The sequence below is a fragment of the Acinetobacter rathckeae genome, assembly GCF_015627125.1.
Lineage (GTDB): Bacteria > Pseudomonadota > Gammaproteobacteria > Pseudomonadales > Moraxellaceae > Acinetobacter > Acinetobacter rathckeae.
Window position 1 is genome coordinate 246,737 of record NZ_VTDO01000003.1, and the last position, 23,274, is coordinate 270,010.

Genomic DNA, 23,274 nt, shown 5'->3' on the forward strand with positions numbered 1-23,274 from the left:
AATCTAAGCGGTAGATGGTGGCATTGTGTAAAAACACAAGTGACTATTGATCCTTTGTTGACACATCTACTCGTGATGTATTGCAACTGCGTTTTAAATTCACCGATGATGTTTCATCTGTGACGGCACTGTCTCGTTCAAACAAATGCTCTAGCTCTGCAAGTGCATTTTTATGGGTTTCAAAAACTTTTTGTTCATCTTGGTCAATGCTTTGCTGTTCTGTGAGCAGTTTTTCATCATAGTCACGAAAGAGTTCAATGTGTTGATAGGCGTCGGTTTCATCAATACCCAGTTCTCGTAAGGCTCGATAGGCCATACCCAATGCCGATAAATAGGTTTCACGCCAAATGTGTACCACGCCAATTTCTTTGAGTAAATGAACGTGGTAACGATCTCGAGCACGGACTAAGAGTTTAATGTGTGGGTAGTGTAGGCAAATGTGTCTTGCTGTGTGGATTGAGTCTTCGACATTGTCTATGGCCAGCACAAAAATTTTCACATGCTCAATACCTGCGGCACGCAGTAGCTCAGGCTGTGTGACATTGCCATAGTAGAGCGTACCACCATATTGGCGAACGAATTGAATTTGTTGCAAGCTTGAGTCGATGGCGGTAAATGGAATGTGCTGTAGTCGAGCAATACGGGCAACAATTTGTCCAACACGACCAAATCCTGCAATGATCATGGGTGCATTGTGTTCGGGAATGTCATCAAATGCTGTATTTGATGTGGTGTCAAAGCGAGGAATAACGTAGCGTGAAACGAGCCAAAACAAAATGGGCGTCAGTACCATAGATAAAGTCACAATGAGCGTGACAGGTTGGGTGATGGCATTTGACAGAATGTCTTTGCTTTGGGCAACGCTAAACACCACAAAGGCAAATTCACCGCCTTGAGCAAGACATGTTCCCAATAAAAGACTATTTTTCCAACTGTTTTTATAACGCCGTGCAATCAATAGCATGACAGTGGCTTTAATCAGCAGTAAGGCAATGGCACAGCCAATGATTAGAAATGGGTGACTAAAGAGGACAGAAAGTTCTGTGGTCATGCCCACGGTCATGAAAAATAGCCCTAACAGTAGTCCTTTAAAAGGTGCAATATTGGATTCTAATTCGTGGCGAAACTCTGAATCTGCCAATAAAACCCCTGTTAGAAAAGCGCCTAATGTGGTGCTAATGCCTAAAATATCCATGAGTAATACAGTAGATAAGACAATAAAGAGGGCAACTGCAGTCAGTAATTCACTTGCGCCACTGCGTGCAACAAAGCGGAAGAAGGGACGCATGACAAAACGACTAAATAAGAATAAGCCACTAAATACCGCGATAATGGCTGCAAAATAAGCAATGCCATGATGGGTACTGGATGTCCCTGCCAGTAATGGAATAACTGCTAATAGCGGAATCGCTGCAATGTCTTGAAAGAGTAAAACGGAAAATGCATTTTGCCCATAACTGGTGTTGAGCTGTTGTTTTTCATTAAGAAGCTGTAAGACAAATGCGGTAGAAGACAGTGCGAGTGCAAAGCCAATACAAAAGCTGGCTGCAATACTTTGTTTGAATACAAGCCAAATGATCAGCATCAATACCAAACCTGTGATGGTGACTTGTAAGCTTCCCATCATAAAAATGGCTTGTCTGAGTTTCCAAAGTCGCTGTGGTCTGAGCTCTAGGCCAATCAGGAACATTAAAAAAATGACACCAAAGTCACCCAGTTGCATGATTGCATTGGCATCGTGTGCAATGTTGAGTACGCTTGGCCCAAGCATAATCCCTGTAATGAGATAGCCTAATACGGTAGAAATTCCGAAGTGTTTTGCACAAGGCACAATCAGTAAGCTGGCTGCGAGAAACAGTGTAATTTGGAGGAGTAAAGACATGATGCCGCCTGTGTACTACGTGCAAATGTGAGTCATTGTTATTTTAAAATGAAAGTGTGCAGATAAGATAGTCACATAGATATGATTGGGGTGTTAAGTTGAAACTTTTGTAAGTATTTATTCAACATTATGTTTTAGATCGTAACAGTCGACTGGTTAAGTAAAAATAGACACAAGTATATGGGTAATACACCCGAAAATTAACCGAATGTATTGGCTAGTATTTACTATTTTTTATGAAAAGCATTCCATTATGAAATTGTCGTAATACAGCTCTTATTGCTCAAACTATACTGGCTCTAATTTGAAGTGATTTAGCACGTTGTAGCCCACATAATTTGAGTCTTTCATTTATAAAAAATGTTAGAGCGAATAGTATGTTCATGGTAACGCCAGAAGGCTGATCTCCCTGCGATAACTTTTTGCATAACTCATTTTACATTGCCATATATTTTGCCACTTTGGCATATCTAAGATTAATAACTATGCCACATAGGTATTCATTGGCTTGTTTCAAGAATGCGTGTTTGTTTTTTTAATAGTGGCTCTGAGATGATTTTATCTACACTTTCAATGGTTTTAAATGTAGTAGAGCAGCTCATATTTTGGCACTGGTAATATACCTCTTTGGTTTGTGCCGATAGGTAGCGACTTGTACGTGTATAAGAGGTATGATGGCAAACGGGACATTTCATCATAACAAAAAATCCTATATTATTTATATGAGCTATTTAGGTGTTTTTATCTAACTTTTTTGAACCAAATGTTTTTATATCGAAAAACGGTCCTCTATTTGAACACTTTAGTTAACTTAAGTTGGTTTATTTGAGATTTTAGGGTATCACTATCTAACTTAAGTTTCAATAATTTGGTTTAATATAATTAAAGTTAATTTTTCTTGTAGAAGATAGCAATTGTTAATCTAGGATACTAAATATGTTGTTACATGAGCGCATACAGCAAAAGCTCAATGAAATGAAGTTGAAACAAGCTGATATTTCTAGGGCAACAGGTAAATCTAGCGTTGCTGTTACCAAATGGCTACGTGGCGAAAACCAACCGAAATTAGAAAGTCTAAATGCAATTGCTGAGCTTTTGAATGTATCTATTGAATGGTTATTAACTGGAAAAGAGGATAGTGCAGTACCTGACGTTAAAAATGCATATAATAATGTGAGTTATAATCATAACGGCCTAAGCAAAATACCAGTATTGGATTTTGTACAAGCAGGGAAGTTTCGTGAAGTCATTTATGATGGCAGTAATATTCTAGGGTTTACTTATAGTGATTATAAGGGCAGTTTACCTGAAGATATTTTTAGTGTTCAAATTGTTGGGAAGAGTATGCTCCCTCGGTTTTCAGAAGGGGATCACATTATTATTGACCCTAATTTATGCGCTAAACCTGGCGATTTTGTCATTGCAGAAAATAGTGATTACGAAGTGACGTTTAAAAAGTACCGAGTGATCAGCTATGATGAATACGGTCGTGAATTGTTTGAATTGATTCCGTTAAACCCTGACTTTGCAAAGATTAATTCGATTCAACATAAAATTAGAATTATTGGTGTAGTGGTGCGGCATATTCAAAATTTAAGATAAAGCTGGCTTGAGAACAAACCAGCTTTACAGGTAAAAGTGTTTATAACTTTTTATCTAAAAAACGATGAATATAGACGGTAAGCTTTTTTACCCCAATGAATCCAATAAAACCACCGATCGCAACCGTAAGGTCAGATGGTACATTAAAGTAATTCATTGTTGATACTGCGGTAAGGGTCAGTGCACCGCACAGCAAGCCTTCGCAAATGGTTATGGTCCATGAAGCTCCTGTATATATCATACGAAGTATAGCCATGACTATAGACATCAGGACACCATAAAATGTCATATCACCTTGCCACCATGTTTTAATGATTTCTACAATCGATAGTTCATGAAGTAGCATAGATATCCCCCTTTTAGACTCAAAAGCAATTAGGCCGCTTCTTTTTGAGTTAAATTAAGGTTAAGAATATCGTCAAGAATACTACTTAGACCACTACGTCGCTTTCTTAACTTAATATCACGCATTGCAGGGATATAGCCATAGTCTAGTGTTTCGATGACAAATGAAGTATCTCCTTTTAACTCAATTCGTACAGTTGGAGCTTCTGTCCCACCAATACGATACTGTAAGTCTTTGGGATTAGGTGTAGGTACAGGCACAGAATCAATAAATGAGGTGACTAAACCATTGGGCATAACATAATGTGAGTAGGTCTGGTAAGGCTGTGATGATGGATTTCCAAGCACTAAACCAGAGCTATTCATTGGGCGATATGGGCCTGTAAGGCTTTCACTGACAAAACCGTAGACACCATCAGGTCCAGTCAATCCATCAGCATATGTGTATTTATGGCTAATGGTAAAGAGGTAGTATTTCCCATTTTTAAATACATAATGGGGGCGTTCAGTCTGGTCATTTACACCAACAGCCGTCACCAGTGGTGGTAAAATTTTCCAGTTATCACCAGTTAAATCAGTCGCAACGGCTAAACCAATACATCCTGTTTGATAACGTGCACCGCCAACTTGGTCATAGCCTGGTGGTGTACTGCCCATTTCAGCCGAGCCCACTTTATGAGAGCCTCGATCCCCTGCAACATTGCCTTCAAAGACCATATATAAGCGTCCATCATTGGGGTCAATAAATGGGCATGGGTCACGAAAGTTCCAATAAGGGTTTTGTGCTTCAGTTTGGTAATATTTACCATCTGCTGGAAAGAGTGATTTTACTGTATTGAAGCCTTCAACACTTACCCCTTTGTCTGTTGTTACGATACGACCGCGAACTTTGGCAATGGTTGCACCTGGTGTTACACAGGTATAGTACAAATCAATATCACCCTGATCATTGAGTAAAATAGGTGTTCCTGCCCATTCACGTGAGGTTGGTGATACCCCTTCTTTCATGACACGGCCACCGTAAATCCAGCTTTTACCATCTTTACAATACCAAAAGCAAATACGTGCACGACCGTGGCGGTCATTCCAGTCGGCTGTAATATCGTATGTACCATCTTTGGCAATAAATACCTCTGGGCTACGTTTTGCAGTGAGTGTGAAAATTACAGACCACCCATTAACAGAAACAATCGTACCATCGAGGGTACGTAGTGGCATGGTATCCCAAATGAATACGTCATTACTCATGACTGGAAAGTTGGGTGAAACTAACGGTTGGGTTGTGGTTGGATCGTTTTCATGTACTTTTAAAGCATCTGCACGTGTCCAAATGGTTGATTGGTAGTTTAAGTTTGTCATCTTGATTTTCCTTCTATAGTTCAATAAGTTATTTGTGAAATCGCAGTGTTTAAGGTTGTTTGCGAAGCCACATTTAGACAATAGAACAAGATGTGGAAAATAAAAATTCAATTTGGATGTGCCATTTATGGCACAACATGTTTATACGAAAAATTGCTTTTTATGCTGTTTTTTGGTGTTGATAGCATCATTTTATTTAAATTTTTTGATCGGTTTGAATACAGTGATTTATCAATTTTATGGCTGTGTAGGTGAAAATATTACCATGTTGATTGTAGCACCTCGTTATTCATCATTGGTGACGTAAAGATGCTGTATAGCCGTGTATGTATGGGGGTGGCCGAAGCGTTTGTAAGATCGCTTTTCCGTGAAAGTCTCCTCGTCTTGCCAAATTTAGTGGCCACTTGTATTTTAAACCGTAGAAGTACGCCAGTTAAATTAAAAATGGGAATATCAATGTAAGCCTGTTTGAGGCTTTAGATTGCATGAGTATTTTTCATGTCTTCGATATTAATGATTTCATCGCACAAGTTAATACAATCTTTTGCATGGGTGATAATAATGATGGTACTCACATTTTGTTTTAATATCTCAATGGTTTTGATTGCCATAGATTGATCTAAGGCAGATGTGGGTTCATCAAGAATAAGGGTTTTTGGCTTTTTGAGCAGTGCTCGAATAATATTTATTCTTTGTAGCTCACCACCTGAAAAATTGTTGCTGATCAGGTCAATTGAATCATCAAGTGTGATGTGGTTGTCAGCTAGAAGGTGGGCTAAATTAAAACTCTTTAAGAAAGCTATGATGTCATCATCAGTGATTTTATGGGTGGAGTTGTAGACCAAATTTTCTCTGAAACTTCCAGAAATGAGTTTAGGATCTTGGCTCACAAAGGCAATGTCTTGATAGGTTTTATGTGTATGAGCTTGAGATATATCAATGCCTTTATAACTTAAATGCCCAGCATGTATTTTTTCTATGCCTAGTAAATAGTTAATAAAAGAGGTTTTGCCTGAGCCTGTTTTGCCAATAACAGCATATGTTTTTTGACCTAAAATCTGGTGGTTAAATGTGGTTAATGTTTGATCACCTAGCGTAATGGTTGCATTTGAAAACTCGAAGACAGTAGGGTGGTGCATGGTGTGATCAAAGGTATCTTGATCTGCTTTTAATGGATGATCTTTAGGACATTGGAAATAGCCATATAACTTTTCAAGTGAAATTAAATTGCCATTTAATCGCATAATGGTTTGAGATATAAGTATAAAAGGCGTGGTGAGTTGAATAATATAAGTGCTGACTAAAACAAAAATACCTGAATTAATGGCTTTATTTTGAAAAAGATATGCCGATACAAGCATAAACGATAATAGAAATATGCCAATAAAGAGCACTTGGCGCATCATAATGAAGCTGATTTTGCTGTTGCTTTGAAATGTTTTTGAACGAAAGGTATTTACTAAAAGATCAAACTTGTTTAGCTCATGTTGTTCTGAATGATTGACTTTAATCTCATAGGGCATACTTATTTTTTCAATAAAAAATTTATTAACTTGGTTTTTAGACTCATATATTTGCTTGAATGCATTTGAGGACGCTTTATTAAGTCTATAGGTTACATAAAAAATAATGCTTATGCTGATAAGAAAAGCGAAGCTAAATATTGTATTAATACTGGTTGCTAAAACCATGCACATAAAAATAAGCTGTGCCAAAATGGGTAAAATACTCAGAAAAAATGTGTAGTTCACTTGGCCAAAAGCGGACGTTCCTCGCTGAACATCTGAGTTAAATATACCTACATTTAGCTTTTTTTGTTCATTGTAGGTGAGCTGAAAGAAATGTTCTAAAGTGCTATAAATCAGTGCTGATTCAAAGTTAGCTAAAATATATGCAGATAAGAGGTTTTTAGTCCATTCAGTTAATTGTTCCATAAGCCATGCAACTGCATATGCAATAACGAGTAGGTACAACATACTCAGGTAGGATGGTGTATTGGTTTGAGTGCTTTCATTATAATTTACAATGTCTTTCATTAAATATGGTACAAGGCTACTTAAAGCAGATGACGCAATAATAATGACAAGTAATAAAGCAAAAGCGGGTTTTGCTCGAGTGAATCTTTGTTTAGACAGTGACCAGAAAAATTGATAAATATTCAGGTGTTTATTATTCATGGACTCGCCTTTATTGTATATTTCTATGGTCTGTTTGAGGCAGTTGTTAGTTATATGACAGACATACCAATAAAGTCAATTTTACCCAAACTCTTGTGGGTCAACATCAATAGACAATCGAATATCTGAAGGTGCGGTTGCACGCACATATTGCCACCAATGTTTGACGTAGTGGTGTAACTGCACTCGACTACTTGCAAGTAATAGCATGTGTGCGTGGTATTTTCCTGCCTTACGTTGCATGGGTGCGGGTATTGGCCCCCAAACATCTACGCTTTGCTGTGCATTGTCAGTCAATAGTTTGGCATTTTGGCTGAGAAACGCTAGATTGTGTTGTTCATTTTTAGCATCGCTGCGAATTAAAATACTGTAGCGATAGGGTGGTAAGCAGGCGGTTTCTCGCTCTTTGAGGGTTTGCTCGGCAAACGTACGGTAGCCGTGTTCAAGCAATGTGTGCAGTATAGGGTGTTCTGGCCGAAGTGTTTGCAAGATCACTTCGCCGTGATAGTCGCCACGCCCTGCACGTCCCGCCACTTGAGTGATGAGCTGTGCAGTACGTTCGGGGGCTCTAAAGTCAACACTGAGTAGGCCTGCATCTATATCTAAAATGGCCACTAAACTCACATGTGGAAAATGATGCCCTTTGGCCAGCATTTGCGTGCCGAGTAAAATGAGGGGTTTTTCTGCATGAATTTGTGCATATATTTTTTCTAAACTGCCTACGTGGCGGGTGCTGTCCTTATCTACTCGTAATACATCATGCTCAGGAAAAAGCTCTTTTAAGCCTTCTTCAATTTTAACTGTGCCTAAGCCAATCGGTTTAAGGGTGGGGTGTTGGCAGGCAGGACATTGTTTTGGCAAGGTTTGTATCAGACCACAGTGGTGGCAGTGTAAGTGTTGGTACGGTTGGGTGTGCAAGGTAAAATGTGCATCACAGCGGGGGCAGTTGGCTTGCCATGCACAGGACTCACACATCAGTACAGGGGCATAGCCACGCCGATTTAAAAAAACCAAAACTTGTTGACCTTGCTGTAATGTCGCTTTGATTTTTTCAATCAGGATTAGACTTAAACCATGCTGTTTAGGGGCAATTTTTAAGTCTAAAATCTGCATTTTGGGCATGCGAGCATGGCCTGCTCTTTGGTTGAGCATAATGTGCTTGAGCTTGCCTTGTTTGGCTAAAGCAAAGCTGTCTATACTAGGGGTTGCTGACCCTAAAATCACAGGGCACTTGGCTAAATAGCCTCTATACAGTGCGACATCTCTGGCGTGGTAGCGAAAGCCTTCTTGTTGCTTAAATGAAAGGTCATGTTCTTCATCTAAGATAATCAGCCCTAAGTCGGGTATTGGGGTATATAACGCTGAGCGTGTACCTAAAATAATACCTGCTTGCCCTGTTTGAGCTTGTTGCCACGCATGTAAGCGTTTTGTGTCATTTAGCCCTGAGTGTAATAAGGCAATATGGCAATCAAACCGTGCTCGAAATCTAGCAATTGTTTGCGGAGTTAAGCCAATTTCGGGGACTAAAACCAATACTTGCTTATTTTGCTTTAATACCTGCCACATGACTTGTAAGTACACTTCAGTTTTACCACTGCCTGTAATGCCATCAAGTAAATAGCCTGCATAGTTTTGCAGTGTAGGTACAATTTGTTCAAGGGCTTGTAATTGCTCTGTGTTGGCGGTGAGTTGTTTTTCTGCTAACCCGACAGGCTTACGGCTAAAGTCAATCTGGACTTCATTTTGTTGTACTAATTGTTTTTTTTCTAATGCTTTTAGCGTGGCCGTACTTATACCGTGTAGGTTCAGTTCAGTTTCAAGTACGCCGTGAGGGTGTGTTTGTATGTACTCAACCGCAAGGCGTTGTTTCTCTGAGCGTTTGAGTTGTTTGAGTGTATTTTCTTCATGGGCTAATGGAGTCAGTTGCCATTGCGTGGTGACACAATCGTAATGATGACCTTGTCTAAGCCGTGTGGGTAAGGCACTTTGTATGACCTCGCCCAGCGGATACATATAATACTGGGCTGACCACGTGAGTAATTGGAGAATATGTGGATCAATTAACGGTTGTTCATCGAGTATTTGTATAATTTTTTTGAGTTTAAATTGTGTTGATGGTGGAACATCTAAGGCCACTTTTTCTATCACAATGGCTACACAGGTTTGGCGACCAAAAGGTACAGTGACCCGCATGCCTGCTTGAATATCGGCATATTGTTGTGCAGATACTTCGTAATCAAAATATTCGTGAATTGGGACAGGTACAGCAACACGAATACGAAAAGGCAGTGGGTTATTCATCTGTAGATCAACCAACAGTATGTTTTATTGGGGGTGCTCATGGCGTGTGTTTAAGCCATGAGCTGGTTCAATTAACATCTTGATTTAAAAGAGACATCAATGGTACGTGGGCGATAATGTAAGCCCAATAACAATAAAACAGCACAAAACAATAAGACAGGATAGTCACCTAAACGACTATATAAGGTTTGTCCTGTAAATGCAGGGACATCATGGCGTAGAACTAAGGCTTGGTCTTGTGGTGCTTGAGCCACAATTTGACCATGTTGATTGATAAATGCGGTGACGCCGGTATTGGTGGCACGCATGAACCAACGGCCATTTTCTTTGGCACGCATTTGTACCATTTGTAAGTGTTGCCAAGGCCCCGCAGTACCTGTAAACCATGCATCATTAGAAATAGTCACCATGTAGTCACTGCCGATTGCATTTAAACGGGTTAAGTTGGGGTAAGCCACTTCATAACAAATGGCAACACCGAGTGCATGATGTTTAATATTTAAATGTGGTTGAGGGGCTTGTCCTGCGGAAAGTCCGCCACCACTTGGGTCATTTTGCAATGCAGGCAGTACCCATTTGAGTAGCCCTGCAAAAGGAACGTATTCACCAAAAGGTACAAGGCGTTGTTTTTTGTATAAGCCCGAGGCATCTTGACCTGTAAGCATGAGTACATTGTAGAGTAACCATTTATTGGCATGTTCAGATGCTTTTTCATCGTAATACAACATGCCTGCACCCCATGCCGAGCCCGTTTGCTTGGCATGCTCGCTTACTTGGTCTAGAAAAGGTTGTACCGATGTTTGTAACATTGGAATAGATGATTCAGGCCAAAGGACTAAATCACGCCCCCATTCTGATGCACTCAATGCACTGTAAATGTCTAAGGTCTTATATTGGTAGGCTTCTTGCCATTTTAAGTCTTGTGGAATATTGCCTTGTATTAAAGACACAGACAGTGGTTTTTCTGTTTTGGGAGTGACAAAATTCAGTAGGCTTGCTCCCCATGCTCCAAGCACTACAAGTACGATTGGAATAAGCCAAAAGAAGTGTTTTTTAAAGAGTTCTACACATGCACAGGCAATGAGTACAGCAATAAACGACACACCAAACACCCCAAAAAGTGGTGCGTATGCGTCTAGGTATGCTTGCGTAAATGCGTAACCGACAAATAACCATGGAAACCCTGTAAAGAGCCATGTTTTTAACCATTCAAATAAAATCCAAATGGGCGTGAATGTGAGCGGTGTTTCAGGGAAAAAACGTCTATAAGCCCAAGTAGATACGGCACTAAATAAACCCATGATGATGGCGAGTAGAGCAATGAGCAGGACAGAAATTGCTGAGTTGGTGTCGCCATATTGGTGTATAGAGGTGTATAACCAAAATGCACCAACGAACCATAAGCCAATGCCGTAACACCACCCTAAAAGGAAGGCTTGTGGAGCAGTTCGAGCATGTAAACAAGCATACAACAGTGCAGGTGAAATGAGTGCTAACCACCAATAACCATAAGGCGCAAGCGATAAACTAAAAACACCACCTGCTGTGAGTGTGACGAAGCACAATAACGCAAGTGGCATTTTTTGTACGTGGATGTCTTTTAGACTCATTGGCGTACAGCTCGGATGAGTTGAATGGTGCGAGCATCTGCGGTCACAATGGTAAAGGTCCAGTCTTCAAGCTCAATCACTTGGCCTTCTAAGTCGTTGACTAAACCAATTTCTTGAAGTAGTAAGCCTGCGACTGTTTCCACTTCATCATCTGAGAAATGAGCATTTAATACAGTGTTAAAATGCTCGATAGGCGTGAGTGCTTGCACAATCCAAGCAGGTTTATCATTGTGTTTTGGGTCGGGTAAAATCAGCTGACTTTCTTCGTTGGCATCGTCGTGTTCATCTTCAATTTCGCCAACAATTTCTTCCAAAATATCTTCAAGTGTGACCAGTCCAGAGGTTGCTCCGTGTTCATCAATTACAATGGCAATATGGGTTTGGGTGTTTTTTAGCATACGCAAGACTTGGTCTGATCGAGCACTTTCTGGAATAAATAGGGGTTGACGAATCAGTGCAGAAATATCGACTTTTGCAGTAGGTTCAGACAAAAAAGGCAACAGGTCTTTGGCCAGTAAAACACCAACCACCGTGTCTGGATGGTTTTCACAAAACACAGGAAAGCGAGAGTGTGCAGATTCAATAAGAATCGGCAAGATATCAAGCAGTTGGTCATTTTCTTGTAAGCTAACCATAGCCGTGCGTGGGGTCATCACTTCACGAACTTTGGTTGCAGGAAGGTCAAGTACCCCTTCAAGCATTGCCACGGTATCTGGTTCTAAAAAGCGTTTAGAGTCTTGTACTAGTTTGAGCAATTCATCTCTGGTTTCTGGTGCTGTACCTAACCATTTTCTTAAGCCACGCATGCCCCACGATGGGCCTGTTTCCTCGTGCATGATCCTTCCTAATAAAGAGGTATGTTTTTATGTATAGATTGGTCATCATACCGAAGAAAAATGGCAGATGCATTAACAAAACGATGTTAAATCTGTAAAGAAAGAATCAATCCATTATTGTCTTAGCTCGTTAATTGTGTCTTAGATTGTAGGATAGGGAATATCTAATATGTCTGTAAGAATAAAAAGCAGATTTATTTTAAATTTATTTATTTTGTGATACATTTTGCATTTATTTTTACTAATGTGATTTTTATTTTGCTTTTGATGGGGTGTACGGTCGATTATATTAAAATAGGATTTATTTTAAGTATTTAACAAAACGCAAGTTATGTTGGGCTAACCAAAGGGGCTAATTATTCAAAAAGGAACATCATTGGCATAGTCTGTGTGCATGTTCAATACGCTTTAGATTGACTTGTTTAAAGCCAAGAGACTGTGAATAAAACTCATATAGATAAAATAAAAAGTGAGTATAACCATCAATTTATGAGGGATATTTTTTGGGTGAGTAGGTGTTGAGCTGTTTTAAACAACATACTTGACTCTATGTCTTGATCAATTTAGGTAATAAAAATGAAGCATCTATATCTATTTACAGTTGTTATGTCATGTGGTTTTTTTGGAGGAATTTCACAGACGTATGCAACAGATACATTAACAAAAATTAAAGAACGTGGGGCAATTGTAATAGGGCACCGTGATTCGTCTATTCCAATGTCATATACAGCAAATGGTCAGGTGTTAGGCTATGCTATTGATGTCTGTAAAAGTGTTGTAGATGTGATTAAAGCAGAGCATCATTTACCTGATTTGCGGGTAGAGTACCAAGTGGTGAATGCAAAAAAACGCATGTCAGATTTAAATGATGGCAAGATTGATATGGAATGTGGTTCGACCATACATACCATGTTTCGTCAAAAGCAAGTCGACTTCTCAATCAATTACTTTGTTTCAGAAGTGCGAATGTTAGTCAGAGCCAATTCAGGTCTGAGAAGTTTTGCTGATTTAAATGGTCGAACGGTGGTGACCACAGAAGGTGTAACGGCTGATAAGTATATTAAACAAAATGCCAAAGGTGCACAAATTGATGTAAAGCATGTCTATGGTCAAGATGATGCTGAATCTTTTGCTATTTTTGAGTTGGGGCAGGCAGATGCATTTATTCTGGATGAAAATGCATTGGTTGGTTTTATACATCAATCAGTGCGCCCTAAGCGTTTTGAGGTGGTTGGGCCAGTATTATCTGTAGGGCCATATGGCGTGATGTTTGCTAAAGATGATGCTCGGATGAAACTACTTGTTGATCGTGTCATTATATCTATGTGGACATCTGGTCAAATGGATAAACTGTATAAAAAGTGGTTTTTATCAGCGATACCTCCACAGAGCCTTCCTTTGAATTTACCAAAAAGTGAGTCTTTTAAACGCTTAGAAGCACATCCTAATGATTCTGGTGTAATTTAATTGAGTAGAAGGATCAGCGAAGATCTGATCCTAGATATTTCTGCGTTACCAATAGGGTGCTAATTTTTAGTTTTTGATGATGTGAAATATATACTCTATTTAAAGGGCTAAAAAGCCTTTGATCCATGCCCACGTGAGTACAGAGGCAAGTACGCCTAAAAACATACACACTTTCATGACTAGGGGGAGATCTTTCCAACGTGCTTGTGCATAGCCATGACGATATAGTATTTCTGGCTTATTCATTCCTGTAATGAGGCTACCAATGCCCAAAATAAATCCACAAGGTGCAATCAGCGAAAAAATCCAGACCTTGTGGATTGTGCCATAGTAGATGGTGTAACAAAGATAACTACAGACAGCGATGAGTACAGCACCAATCATTCTGCTTTTTAAACGGTCTTGAGCAAACATTTGAGCGATTTCTGCTTCATTCACAACGGTATGTGTTTTCTCAATATCGGGCACAGTTTGTTGTAAGTTTTTAATGGCATTGTAGAGTGCCAGAGATTTTTTAAATGTTTTGAAGCTGTAGTAAACCAAAAATACAAAGAGAAGGGCAACAAAGCCCATATACCAAAAGTTAGAGATCGCCACAGCAGTCATAATAATGGTTAATAGACTACAGCTAAACATCATAATGACCGAGCCAATTGTGCTGATGCGTTGCTGTATTAATACAAATCGTTTTCGGGTGGAGAACTGACTAGAATCTACACCATAAGGTAGCCTTCCTAAAAATGTATCAATGATGAAGTCAAAGCTATTGTCGGTACGCTGAACGCCTACGCCGTGTTGAACAATGTCTTGTAGTGCTTCTATTTCATCTGCATATTGAATTTCAGTCTGTTTCGGAGTGAATGCTGTGTGGTTATTCATATGATTATCACTATTTTAATTTTGAATATATAATAACCTAGATAAGTGTGATGTAAATATCATTTCCTAAGGCTATTATTTTGTCTGTTTGATGCTTTTATACCAATATAGCCTTTGTGATAAAATCATTTTTATTTAGGTGGTCAAGAAAAGTCATGTCTGATTCGGCAACAACGGTACATATTCAACTAGATACCAAAGGGTTGTATTGCCCAGACCCTATTATGATGCTCAGACAAGCCATTCGTAAGTTAAATGTGGGGGAGGTGGTGGAAGTGATTGCGACAGATCCATCGACTTCATGGGATATTCCACGTTTTTGTGTGCATATGAATCATGAGTTATTGTTGCAAGAGCAAATGATGTCTGAGCAACAAAAAAAGCAATACCGCTATTTGGTGAAAAAAGGTGGATAAAACATCGGCCATAAATGCATTATGGCCGAAGTGTTGACTTACATGTTTGGATAGTTTGGCCCACCGCCACCTTCAGGTGTTACCCAAGTAATGTTTTGTGATGGGTCTTTAATATCACAGGTTTTACAGTGTACGCAGTTGGTGGCATTAATTTGAAAACGTGGGGCTTGGTTTTCTTCTTCCACAATTTCATATACCCCCGCAGGGCAGTAACGCTGTGCAGGTTCGTCCCATTTTGGCAAGTTCACTGCTACAGGAATATCTGCATCGGTCAGTTTTAAATGGGAGGGCTGATTTTCTTCATGCACCGTGTTTGAAATAAATACCGATGATAAGCGGTCAAAGGTCAGTACGCCATCTGCTTTTGGATAGGTTGGTTTGAAATTAACTGCATCTGTGGTTTTCAGTGCAGAAAAATCTTCCACACGGTCGTGTAATGTAAAGGGTACTTTAAAGACATTTTGGTCAATAAAGTTAAATGCACCACCGAGGAATGTCCCAAACTTATGCATGGCAGGGCCAAAGTTACGGCTATTGTAGAGTTCTTCTTTTAGCCAACTTTGATCAAACTTTTCTGTATAGGCAACGGTTTCTTTAATGAAGTGGTCTTCGCCTTCCGTGACACGTGCAATCGCCAGCTCACCCCCTTGGGCCACACCTTGAGCAATGGCTTCAAACACAGCTTCAGCACACAGCATGCCTGATTTCATGGCAGTATGTGAGCCTTTGATTTTTGCAAAGTTTAGAAAACCTGCGTCATCACCAATGAGGCAACCACCTGCAAATGTGAGTTTTGGTAAGGCATTGAAGCCACCTTTGACCACAGCACGTGCGCCATAAGACACTCGTTTGCCACCCTCTAGAAATTGCTTAATTAGCGGGTGGGTTTTCCAACGTTGCATTTCCATAAATGGGTACATGTGTGGATTTTGGTAAGATAAATCAACAATCATACCCAAAGTCACTTGGTTGTTTTCTGCGTGATATAACCACCAGCCACCAGACGATCCAGTTTCAGTCAAAGGCCAACCTGCACCGTGCATCACCAAACCTTCTTGATGTTTTGCAGGGTCAATATCCCAAAGTTCTTTAATACCAATGCCGTAATGTTGTGGGTCGGCATCTTGATCTAAGTTGAATTTTTTAATCAGTTGTTTACCTAAGCTACCGCGACACCCTTCGGCAAATAAAGTATATTTTGCATGAAGTTCATAACCTGGGGTAAAGTTTGCTGTGGGTTCGCCATCTTTACCTACACCCATGTCACCTGTTTGAATGCCTTTGACTGTGCCATCTTCATGGTACAAAATATCTGATGCGGCAAAGCCAGGAAATACAGCTACTTCAAGCTCTTCGGCTTTTTCACCGAGCCAACGTACCACATTGCCTAAAGACACAATATAGTTGCCTTGGTTGTGCATGGTCTTTGGTACAAAAGCATGTGGCATTTCTTGATGCTTTTGTTCCGACATTAAGAAGTAGGTTTTATCTTGTGTAACCGCCACGTTTAATGGGGCATTTTCTTCTTTCCAGTTGGGGAAAAGTTCATCTAATGCACGTGGTTCAAGCACAGCACCCGATAAAATGTGTGCCCCCACTTCAGAGCCTTTTTCTACGACACATACGCTTAAATCAGGTAAATCGTTTTCAATTGCTAGCTGACGAATTTTAATGGCTGCAGACAGTCCCGCAGGGCCTGCACCAACAATAACAACGTCAAACTCCATCGATTCACGTTCGATGTGTTCCATGTAGGACTCCTCATATTTTTAAAGGTGGCCACCAAATCATTCAATTATGGCGCTGCCATGAGTATTTTGCATAGTGCCTAGACCACAATGCATGTTGTGGCTCATTTTGGGTTACTATAGCGGTAAACATAGCTCTATATTTTCTGTCAAATGAGGCATAAAAGCGATGGTAAATGACGAAATTTGCCCTGATTTGTGTAAGAAAAATACACATATGGCCAATAAATTGGTGCAAATAGCAGAGCATGCCCCAAACTTAGGCGCTATTTTAGCACATACAGATATTCCACCACTACATACATGGCAACCCAAATATTGTGGTGAAATGGATTTATGCATTCGTGCCGATGGTACATGGTGGCACGAAGGGCAACAGATGCAGCGTGAGGCTTTGGTGCGACAGTTCTCGCGTATTTTATGCAAGGAAGACTCAACATACTTTTTAAAAACGCCTGTGGAAAAAATTGCCATAGATGTCCAAGATGCGCCATTACAGATTGCAAGAGTGGAACAGGTTGAGCACGACCATCAGTCTTTTTTATATTTTTATACCACTGATGGCGACTGTGTTTTATTAGATGCGAAGCATGCTGTTTTTATGAAAAATTATGATGGGCAGGACAGGCCGTATATTTGGGTGCGTTACAGTTTGCATGCATGTATTCCACGTGCAGTTTTTTTACATTTGGTCGATTATGGTGAGTTACAGCAGAAGCAAAATGACGAAACGGTTTTGCTACTGCAAAGTGGTGATTTTTGTTTGCATTTAACCGCATGAGGTTTAATATCTAGCCTATCTTGCTTTTGCCATTTTATTTTAATTATGAACAGTGTGTCTTCTGTTTTAGCGTCTGCTTCACCACAAGCACCCATTGGTGTATTTGACTCAGGGGTGGGGGGATTATCTGTGGTACATGAAATTTGCCAACATTTGCCCGATGAGCAAATCATTTATTTGGCAGATACCGCCAATGTACCGTATGGTGTAAAAACAGATGAAGAAATTAGAGAATTAACGGCCACAGCTGTAGAGTGGTTGTACCAAAAAGGCTGTAAAATTGCGGTGGTGGCATGTAATACAGCCTCTGCGTTTAGCTTAGATTTTTTACGACAAAAATATGGTGAACATTTCCCAATCATTGGGCTTGTGCCTGCACTTAAACCCGCAGTTCTAAATACACAAAGTAAGAAAGTTGCGGTGCTTGCCACGCCTGCCACTTTTCGTGGGCAATTAATTAAAGATGTGATTACCTATTTTGCTAAACCGCAAGGGGTAGAGGTGATGGCGGTCACATGCTTAGATCTTGTGCCGATTGTTGAAGCAGGACAACAAAATAGCTTTGCAACACAGCAACTACTGAAACAGATTTTAAGCCCTGTGGTCGCAAGTGGTGCCGATTACTTGGTGCTTGGTTGTACGCATTATCCGTTTTTAAGACACAGTATTGATCAGGTTTTTACCAATCAAATTATTACCGTAGATTCAGGCCAAGCGGTCGCACGGCAAGTGGGGCGTGTTCTGGCACATCAACAAATGAATGCTTTACCTCGTTTAGAGTTACAAGCAAATATCCGCTGTTATTTCACAGGCGGATATACCGTACAAACGGATACCTTATTAAAACAATTATTATCTGAAAAAGTGACTTGGAAAGTTGCAGAATTTATTGCATATTGAGTTAATATTTGTATTTATTTCTAATCAATAGATTTAATGATTATAAATAGCATCAATGAGTCTATTTCATGGTCGACAAGCGCTATCAAGTTTTTATTTCTACATCGGGCTTAGAGATGTCCGAGGCTTATCGGACATTGTGTCAAACTTTGGTACTTATGGGGTATTTCCCATGGGGTGTAGAACAACGTTCATCTAAAACAGCGACACTTGCACGTCGTCAAATTGATGAAAGTGATTATGTGATTTTATTGCTTGGTGCAGACTACGGTATGTTGTCTTCAGCAGGCATGAGCTATATGCAACTTGAATATATTTATGCATTGGCAAGACAAAAACCCGTGATTGCATTTGTATTGGCTGAACCACGAAAAGTGAGTCACTACAGCCAAATGACAGCTGAGATTCAGCAAAAATTTACGTTGTTTCGTCAACAAATTATGCACGATGTACCGTGTGTTTTCGAGTTTGAAGATGCAACAGATTTAGAGCTGAAGGCACGAATACATATGCCTGAAGTGTTGCTACGTTATCCAACACAAGGATGGATTCGTTCATATGGGACTCGGTTATTACAAGATGAAATTCAACGCCTTAGACAGCGTGTAGAAGAGTTAGAGAGCAAGCCTAAGCAACTTTGCCCAGCTACAATGTTAAATTTAAAACCTGTGCAATGTACAGATACGTTCAACTTACAATACCATTTACAGGCTTATGACCAAAATGGTGATCAGTATCGTTTAAAACAAGTCAAAAAATTAACATGGTTAAATATTCTACATATTTTAGCGCAGTGTTTTGCTACACCAAAATCTGAAGCACAATTTGTGTATTGTTTGAACCGTTATTTAGAAAAAGTGGCTTTATCTGATGTGGCGATTTCTCATCCTAATTTAACAGAAGTATCTGAGGTTAATATTACGACGCAGTCTTTACATAGCATAAAGGTTCAAGTGCAAAAAAATGCATGGATTGTACCCGTTGGTCGAGATCATCATCGCTATGTACTTTGGAAAATGACCCCTGCTACGTTGTTTATGCTTGAAAAAATATGTTTTAAATAAATGACTTAATAAAACCATTGTTAATAGCGATGAGTTTAAATAAAAATACAAGTGATGGTTCGGTTTTAATTAAAACCAAAAAGCTTTAAATTACACCTAAGTATAGAAAGCGATTAGAGTCATGATGATAGAAAATAAACCGAAAGTCACTGTCATTCTCGCCAATTTAGGCACACCAGATGCAGCGACTGCACCTGCAGTACGTCAATTTTTAAAAGAGTTTTTATCAGATACACGTGTGATTGAAATTCCTAAAGTGCTTTGGCAAATTATTTTACGGCTATTTATTTTACCTTCTCGCCCAAAACGTGTGGCGGAAGCTTATGCATCGGTGTGGTGGAATGATTCGCCTATGCGTGAAATTATGATGGATCAGGTCAAGCACATTCAGCAAGTGTTACCAGAAAAATATCCTCATCTAGATTTAAATATTGTCCCAGCCATGACCTATGGTAATCCGGGCATGAAAGCGTTACTTCAAGATTTAAATGGTTCAGATACAGACCATATTTTATTGTTCCCATTGTATCCACAGTATTCTGCAACCTCTACAGCTCCTCAATTTGATATGTTGGCGAAATGGTCATTGAAGCAACGTAATATTCCCGGCATCAGTATGATTCGTGATTATTATCAGCACCCGCTATATATTAAAGCGTTGGCTGAAAGTGTACGCCGTTACCGTGCTGAGCATGGCAGTTCAGATAAGTTGTTAATGTCTTTTCATGGTATACCACAGCCTTTTGCAGACAAAGGCGACCCGTACCCTGAACGTTGCCGTAAAACAGCAAAATTGGTGGCAGAAGAGCTCGGTTTAAATGATGAGCAATGGGCAATTAGTTTTCAGTCACGTTTTGGTTTACAAGAGTGGGTTCGACCTTACACAGATGAATTATTGGCTGAGTGGGGTAAAACAGGTGTGAAGTCGGTGCAAATTATGAGCCCTGCCTTTTCAGCCGACTGTTTAGAAACGCTTGAGGAGTTGGCTGTAGAAAATGCAGAAAACTTTAAACACGCAGGCGGTGAGTCATATGCATATATTCCTGCATTAAATACAGATGCCATGCATTTACAATTATTTGAAACGTTACTAGATGCACATTTGACTGCTTTAGATGTAACATTGGCTCAATACACACGTTGAGATATCGCTTATGTTACAGGTTCAGATTATTCCAGTGACCCCATTTGCTCAAAACTGCTCTGTGGTTTGGGAGTCTGACAGTAAAGAAGCAGTGGTGATCGATGCAGGCGGTGATGCAGATAAAATTTGCCATTTTATAGATGAGCAAGGCTTAACTGTAAAAGCCCTGTGGGTAACACATGGTCATTTAGACCACATTGGGGCAGTCGGTGAGCTAGCTAAATTATGGCAAGTGCCTGTGGTCGGGCCACATAAAGAAGATGCATTTTGGATTGACTCATTACAAGAAGTATCTGCAAAATATGGCTTTCCCGTACCAGAGCCAGTCACCATTAATCAATGGTTGGAGGGTGGTGATCAGTTGCAATTGGGTGAGCATGTGTTTGAAGTCCGCTTTGCACCGGGGCATACACCAGGTCATATTATGTTTTATCAAGCATCACACAACTTGCTCTGGGCAGGTGATGTATTATTTAAAGAGTCTGTCGGACGGACAGATTTTCCACAAAGTAGCCATGCTGACTTGATTGCATCAATTCATCGCGAGTGCCTGACTTTACCCGACCATACCCAATTTATTCCCGGTCATGGCCCAATCAGTCATATTGGGCATGAGCGAGCATATAATCCATTTATTCAGCCAAATAATTAATCGCCCTCTGAGCCATGCTCTGCTGTTGGTGAATCTTCAGTGGGTAAGCGGTAAGCATCGCTTGCCCATGCACCAAGGTCTATCAATTTACAACGTTCTGAACAAAATGGCCGAAAGGCATTGTCTTGCCATGTAGAGGGCTCACCGCAACGTGGGCATGGAAAAGTAGTCTGCATAAAAATGATCCTAAACTGTTGGGTTTAAATGTAGGCAAGTGCAGTTCGGCTTGTTAGACTTACGCCAATATTTATTAGTTTGATCTGATTATGCCGATTCGTCAATTTCAAGCACAGCGTATGGTTGCACCACGCCAATTTAAACCGATTGAAAATAAACCTGTAGTGGTTGAAATTGGAGCAGGTAAGGGGAAGCATGCGTTGCTTTTTGCACAGCAGTATCCAGATACAACATTGTATGCCATTGAGCGAACACGTGAAAAGTTTGATGCGATGCAAAAGCAGGTGCTTTTGAACCCAAGTTTACATTTACACCCGATTCATGCTGATGCATTGCCGTGGGTTACTCATGCGTTATACCCGAAACAAGTCAGCACATTTTATATTTTGTATCCAAACCCAGAGCCACATAATGCTACACAGCGTTGGTTAAATATGCCATTTTTTGAATTTTTACTGTCTCGCTTGGCTGAGGGTGGGAAAGTTATTTTAGCCAGTAATATTGTGGAATATATTGCAGAAGCTGAACAGCAGTTATTGCAGGTGTGGAAACTGCCTTATGAAAAACAAACCATTGCTAGTGATTCAGCCCGAACACACTTTGAAGTGAAGTATTTGGCACGTGGCGAGTTGTGTCAGCAGTTGGTAATCACAAAACCTGAGCAGTATCAGACTCGTTTTGATGACTTTCAGCCTTTAAATGGTGTTAATCCATGAGCCAGCAGTCGGTGGCGATCGTTGGTGCAGGGCCTGCGGGGCTCATGGCTGCCGAAGTATTGAGCCAACACGGTTACGCCGTGCATGTATTTGAGCAAATGCCGTCCGCTGCCCGAAAGTTTTTAATGGCAGGTAAAACAGGGCTAAATATTTCACACGCAGAACCAATTGAGCAATTTATTGGGCGTTATGATGCGGCCGACTGGTTAGCACCATGGGTAAAAAAGTACGATGCCAACTGGATTCAAACATGGATGGACGGCCTTGGTATTTCGTCTTATGTGGGGTCTTCAGGGCGAATCTTTCCCGTTGAAATGAAAGCCGCGCCCTTATTACGAGCATGGTTGCAACGTCTGCAGCAACATGGCGTGCAGTTCTATTATAGACACCGTTGTATTGACCTTTCAGGCAATACGTTAACACTACAAACCACACGTGATGAGCAGATCAAACAGCAATCGTTTGATGCGGTTGTTTTGGCATGTGGTGCAATCTCTTGGCAAAAACTTGGCAGTGATGGACGTTGGTTGCAGTGGCTTGATGCAAAACAAGTCACACCCTTTCAGGCCAGTAATGCAGGTGTTGTACGTACATGGTCTGATTATATGCAGCCCATGTTTGGTCAGCCATTAAAAGGCATTCGAGCATGGGTGAGTGCGACAGAAAATGCAGTGACAGGCGATATAGTCATTACGCAATATGGTCTAGAAAGTGGGGTGATATACCGTTTAAACCGTGAGTTACGTGCACAAGCCGTATCATCTAATAAATATACGTTAAGTTTAGATTTACTGCCAAATATATCTTATGAACAGTTATTACACGGCTTAAAACAGCATAAAAAACAATCTTTAAGTAATCGCTTACGCAAAATTGGTTTAGATACCGCCAAGTCTGCACTGTTACGTGAAGTGGTTGATCGAGCGTATTGGCACGATGCAGAAAAAGTGGCGACGTATATTAAGCATTTAAGGATAGACCTCCTTGGCTTTAGACCCATAGATGAAGCGATTAGCTGTGCAGGGGGGATTAAGCAAACCGCTTTAACCGTAGATTTGCAACTCAAAAGCCAACCGAGAGTATTTTGTTGTGGTGAAATGCTCGACTGGGACGCTCCTACAGGCGGTTACTTATTAACAGCATGTTTGGCCAGTGGGCGTGTTGCAGGTCATGGGGTACATGGTTTTTTATCTGATAACTAGCGAAAAAAATCTGATT

The 23,274-nt window shown here is 40.3% G+C and carries 21 protein-coding genes; 10 read left to right on the forward strand and 11 right to left on the reverse strand.

Annotated features, from left to right (window positions below; all coding sequences use genetic code 11):
• Positions 1–43: 43 nt before the first annotated feature.
• Complete coding sequence (locus I2F31_RS06730) at positions 44–1,882, reverse strand: monovalent cation:proton antiporter-2 (CPA2) family protein (RefSeq protein WP_195769449.1); 1,839 nt, start codon at positions 1,880–1,882, stop codon at positions 44–46.
• 500 nt (positions 1,883–2,382) lie between these two features.
• Positions 2,383–2,580, reverse strand: a complete 198-nt coding sequence (locus tag I2F31_RS06735) for an ogr/Delta-like zinc finger family protein (RefSeq protein WP_195769448.1) — start codon at positions 2,578–2,580, stop codon at positions 2,383–2,385.
• Positions 2,581–2,818: 238 nt separating this feature from the next.
• Here I2F31_RS06735 and I2F31_RS06740 point away from each other — a divergent pair, with 238 nt between their 5' ends.
• Positions 2,819–3,484: a LexA family protein gene (locus I2F31_RS06740; protein WP_195769447.1), complete on the forward strand. Its 666-nt coding sequence runs from the start codon at positions 2,819–2,821 to the stop codon at positions 3,482–3,484.
• Positions 3,485–3,524: 40 nt separating this feature from the next.
• Here I2F31_RS06740 and I2F31_RS06745 read toward each other — a convergent pair whose 3' ends face one another.
• The 6 genes from I2F31_RS06745 to I2F31_RS06770 form a co-directional block, all read right to left on the reverse strand.
• Positions 3,525–3,830 carry a phage holin, lambda family gene (locus I2F31_RS06745; protein ID WP_195769446.1) on the reverse strand — a complete coding sequence of 102 codons (306 nt, stop codon included), beginning with the start codon at positions 3,828–3,830 and terminating at the stop codon, positions 3,525–3,527.
• A gap of 29 nt (positions 3,831–3,859) precedes the next feature.
• Positions 3,860–5,188, reverse strand: coding sequence for a glycoside hydrolase family 68 protein (locus I2F31_RS06750; protein ID WP_195769445.1), 1,329 nt, complete (start codon positions 5,186–5,188; stop codon positions 3,860–3,862).
• 476 nt (positions 5,189–5,664) lie between these two features.
• On the reverse strand, positions 5,665–7,365 hold the full coding sequence (locus I2F31_RS06755) for an ATP-binding cassette domain-containing protein (RefSeq protein ID WP_195769444.1): 1,701 nt from the start codon (positions 7,363–7,365) through the stop codon (positions 5,665–5,667).
• An 81-nt stretch (positions 7,366–7,446) separates the two neighbouring features.
• A complete protein-coding gene (locus I2F31_RS06760) occupies positions 7,447–9,666 on the reverse strand; it encodes a primosomal protein N' (protein WP_195773644.1) in 2,220 nt (739 codons plus the stop codon).
• Between the two features lie 71 nt (positions 9,667–9,737).
• Complete coding sequence (lnt, locus tag I2F31_RS06765) at positions 9,738–11,276, reverse strand: apolipoprotein N-acyltransferase (RefSeq protein WP_195773643.1); 1,539 nt, start codon at positions 11,274–11,276, stop codon at positions 9,738–9,740.
• A complete protein-coding gene (locus tag I2F31_RS06770) occupies positions 11,273–12,112 on the reverse strand; it encodes an HlyC/CorC family transporter (RefSeq protein ID WP_195773659.1) in 840 nt (279 codons plus the stop codon). The genes lnt and I2F31_RS06770 overlap by 4 nt, the downstream gene beginning before the upstream one ends.
• Before the next feature lie 576 nt (positions 12,113–12,688).
• On the opposite strand from I2F31_RS06770, the gene I2F31_RS06775 reads away from it, so the two are divergent.
• Complete coding sequence (locus I2F31_RS06775; RefSeq protein WP_195769441.1) at positions 12,689–13,579, forward strand: amino acid ABC transporter substrate-binding protein; 891 nt, start codon at positions 12,689–12,691, stop codon at positions 13,577–13,579.
• A 99-nt stretch (positions 13,580–13,678) separates the two neighbouring features.
• Here I2F31_RS06775 and I2F31_RS06780 read toward each other — a convergent pair whose 3' ends face one another.
• Entirely contained in the window at positions 13,679–14,458 is a 780-nt protein-coding gene (locus tag I2F31_RS06780) for a hypothetical protein (protein ID WP_195769440.1), read from the reverse strand.
• A gap of 155 nt (positions 14,459–14,613) precedes the next feature.
• Between I2F31_RS06780 and tusA the strand changes: the two genes are divergently transcribed.
• Complete coding sequence (gene tusA / locus I2F31_RS06785; protein WP_195769439.1) at positions 14,614–14,874, forward strand: sulfurtransferase TusA; 261 nt, start codon at positions 14,614–14,616, stop codon at positions 14,872–14,874.
• 38 nt (positions 14,875–14,912) lie between these two features.
• Here tusA and I2F31_RS06790 read toward each other — a convergent pair whose 3' ends face one another.
• Positions 14,913–16,625, reverse strand: coding sequence for an electron transfer flavoprotein-ubiquinone oxidoreductase (locus tag I2F31_RS06790; protein WP_195773642.1), 1,713 nt, complete (start codon positions 16,623–16,625; stop codon positions 14,913–14,915).
• A 166-nt stretch (positions 16,626–16,791) separates the two neighbouring features.
• Here I2F31_RS06790 and I2F31_RS06795 point away from each other — a divergent pair, with 166 nt between their 5' ends.
• From I2F31_RS06795 to I2F31_RS06815, 5 genes are all read left to right on the forward strand, one after another.
• Positions 16,792–17,403, forward strand: coding sequence for a DUF1285 domain-containing protein (locus tag I2F31_RS06795; protein ID WP_195773641.1), 612 nt, complete (start codon positions 16,792–16,794; stop codon positions 17,401–17,403).
• 54 nt (positions 17,404–17,457) lie between these two features.
• Entirely contained in the window at positions 17,458–18,303 is an 846-nt protein-coding gene (gene murI, locus I2F31_RS06800; RefSeq protein WP_407647866.1) for a glutamate racemase, read from the forward strand.
• 68 nt (positions 18,304–18,371) lie between these two features.
• On the forward strand, positions 18,372–19,367 hold the full coding sequence (locus I2F31_RS06805; protein WP_195773640.1) for a DUF4062 domain-containing protein: 996 nt from the start codon (positions 18,372–18,374) through the stop codon (positions 19,365–19,367).
• Positions 19,368–19,488: 121 nt separating this feature from the next.
• Positions 19,489–20,511: a ferrochelatase gene (hemH, locus tag I2F31_RS06810; RefSeq protein WP_195769434.1), complete on the forward strand. Its 1,023-nt coding sequence runs from the start codon at positions 19,489–19,491 to the stop codon at positions 20,509–20,511.
• A 10-nt stretch (positions 20,512–20,521) separates the two neighbouring features.
• Positions 20,522–21,163: an MBL fold metallo-hydrolase gene (locus I2F31_RS06815; RefSeq protein ID WP_195769433.1), complete on the forward strand. Its 642-nt coding sequence runs from the start codon at positions 20,522–20,524 to the stop codon at positions 21,161–21,163.
• Here I2F31_RS06815 and I2F31_RS06820 read toward each other — a convergent pair.
• Complete coding sequence (locus I2F31_RS06820) at positions 21,160–21,339, reverse strand: DNA gyrase inhibitor YacG (RefSeq protein ID WP_195769432.1); 180 nt, start codon at positions 21,337–21,339, stop codon at positions 21,160–21,162. The two genes, I2F31_RS06815 and I2F31_RS06820, sit on opposite strands and share 4 nt — an antisense overlap.
• An 84-nt stretch (positions 21,340–21,423) precedes the next feature.
• Between I2F31_RS06820 and I2F31_RS06825 the strand changes: the two genes are divergently transcribed.
• Positions 21,424–22,056 carry a class I SAM-dependent methyltransferase gene (locus I2F31_RS06825; protein WP_195769478.1) on the forward strand — a complete coding sequence of 211 codons (633 nt, stop codon included), beginning with the start codon at positions 21,424–21,426 and terminating at the stop codon, positions 22,054–22,056.
• Positions 22,053–23,258 carry a TIGR03862 family flavoprotein gene (locus tag I2F31_RS06830; protein ID WP_195769431.1) on the forward strand — a complete coding sequence of 402 codons (1,206 nt, stop codon included), beginning with the start codon at positions 22,053–22,055 and terminating at the stop codon, positions 23,256–23,258. The genes I2F31_RS06825 and I2F31_RS06830 overlap by 4 nt, the downstream gene beginning before the upstream one ends.
• Positions 23,259–23,274 lie beyond the last annotated feature (16 nt).

Excerpts from the sequence above, each read along its gene's own strand:
- I2F31_RS06730 (WP_195769449.1), bottom strand. The coding sequence starts at position 1,882 with ATGTCTTTACTCCTCCAAATTACACTGTTTCTCGCAGCCAGCTTACTG.
- I2F31_RS06735 (WP_195769448.1), bottom strand. The coding sequence starts at position 2,580 with ATGATGAAATGTCCCGTTTGCCATCATACCTCTTATACACGTACAAGT.
- I2F31_RS06740 (WP_195769447.1), top strand. The coding sequence starts at position 2,819 with ATGTTGTTACATGAGCGCATACAGCAAAAGCTCAATGAAATGAAGTTG.
- I2F31_RS06745 (WP_195769446.1), bottom strand. The coding sequence starts at position 3,830 with ATGCTACTTCATGAACTATCGATTGTAGAAATCATTAAAACATGGTGG.
- I2F31_RS06750 (WP_195769445.1), bottom strand. The coding sequence starts at position 5,188 with ATGACAAACTTAAACTACCAATCAACCATTTGGACACGTGCAGATGCT.
- I2F31_RS06755 (WP_195769444.1), bottom strand. The coding sequence starts at position 7,365 with ATGAATAATAAACACCTGAATATTTATCAATTTTTCTGGTCACTGTCT.
- I2F31_RS06760 (WP_195773644.1), bottom strand. The coding sequence starts at position 9,666 with ATGAATAACCCACTGCCTTTTCGTATTCGTGTTGCTGTACCTGTCCCA.
- lnt (WP_195773643.1), bottom strand. The coding sequence starts at position 11,276 with ATGAGTCTAAAAGACATCCACGTACAAAAAATGCCACTTGCGTTATTG.
- I2F31_RS06770 (WP_195773659.1), bottom strand. The coding sequence starts at position 12,112 with ATGCACGAGGAAACAGGCCCATCGTGGGGCATGCGTGGCTTAAGAAAA.
- I2F31_RS06775 (WP_195769441.1), top strand. The coding sequence starts at position 12,689 with ATGAAGCATCTATATCTATTTACAGTTGTTATGTCATGTGGTTTTTTT.
- I2F31_RS06780 (WP_195769440.1), bottom strand. The coding sequence starts at position 14,458 with ATGAATAACCACACAGCATTCACTCCGAAACAGACTGAAATTCAATAT.
- tusA (WP_195769439.1), top strand. The coding sequence starts at position 14,614 with ATGTCTGATTCGGCAACAACGGTACATATTCAACTAGATACCAAAGGG.
- I2F31_RS06790 (WP_195773642.1), bottom strand. The coding sequence starts at position 16,625 with ATGGAACACATCGAACGTGAATCGATGGAGTTTGACGTTGTTATTGTT.
- I2F31_RS06795 (WP_195773641.1), top strand. The coding sequence starts at position 16,792 with ATGGTAAATGACGAAATTTGCCCTGATTTGTGTAAGAAAAATACACAT.
- I2F31_RS06805 (WP_195773640.1), top strand. The coding sequence starts at position 18,372 with ATGGTCGACAAGCGCTATCAAGTTTTTATTTCTACATCGGGCTTAGAG.
- hemH (WP_195769434.1), top strand. The coding sequence starts at position 19,489 with ATGATGATAGAAAATAAACCGAAAGTCACTGTCATTCTCGCCAATTTA.
- I2F31_RS06815 (WP_195769433.1), top strand. The coding sequence starts at position 20,522 with ATGTTACAGGTTCAGATTATTCCAGTGACCCCATTTGCTCAAAACTGC.
- I2F31_RS06820 (WP_195769432.1), bottom strand. The coding sequence starts at position 21,339 with ATGCAGACTACTTTTCCATGCCCACGTTGCGGTGAGCCCTCTACATGG.
- I2F31_RS06830 (WP_195769431.1), top strand. The coding sequence starts at position 22,053 with ATGAGCCAGCAGTCGGTGGCGATCGTTGGTGCAGGGCCTGCGGGGCTC.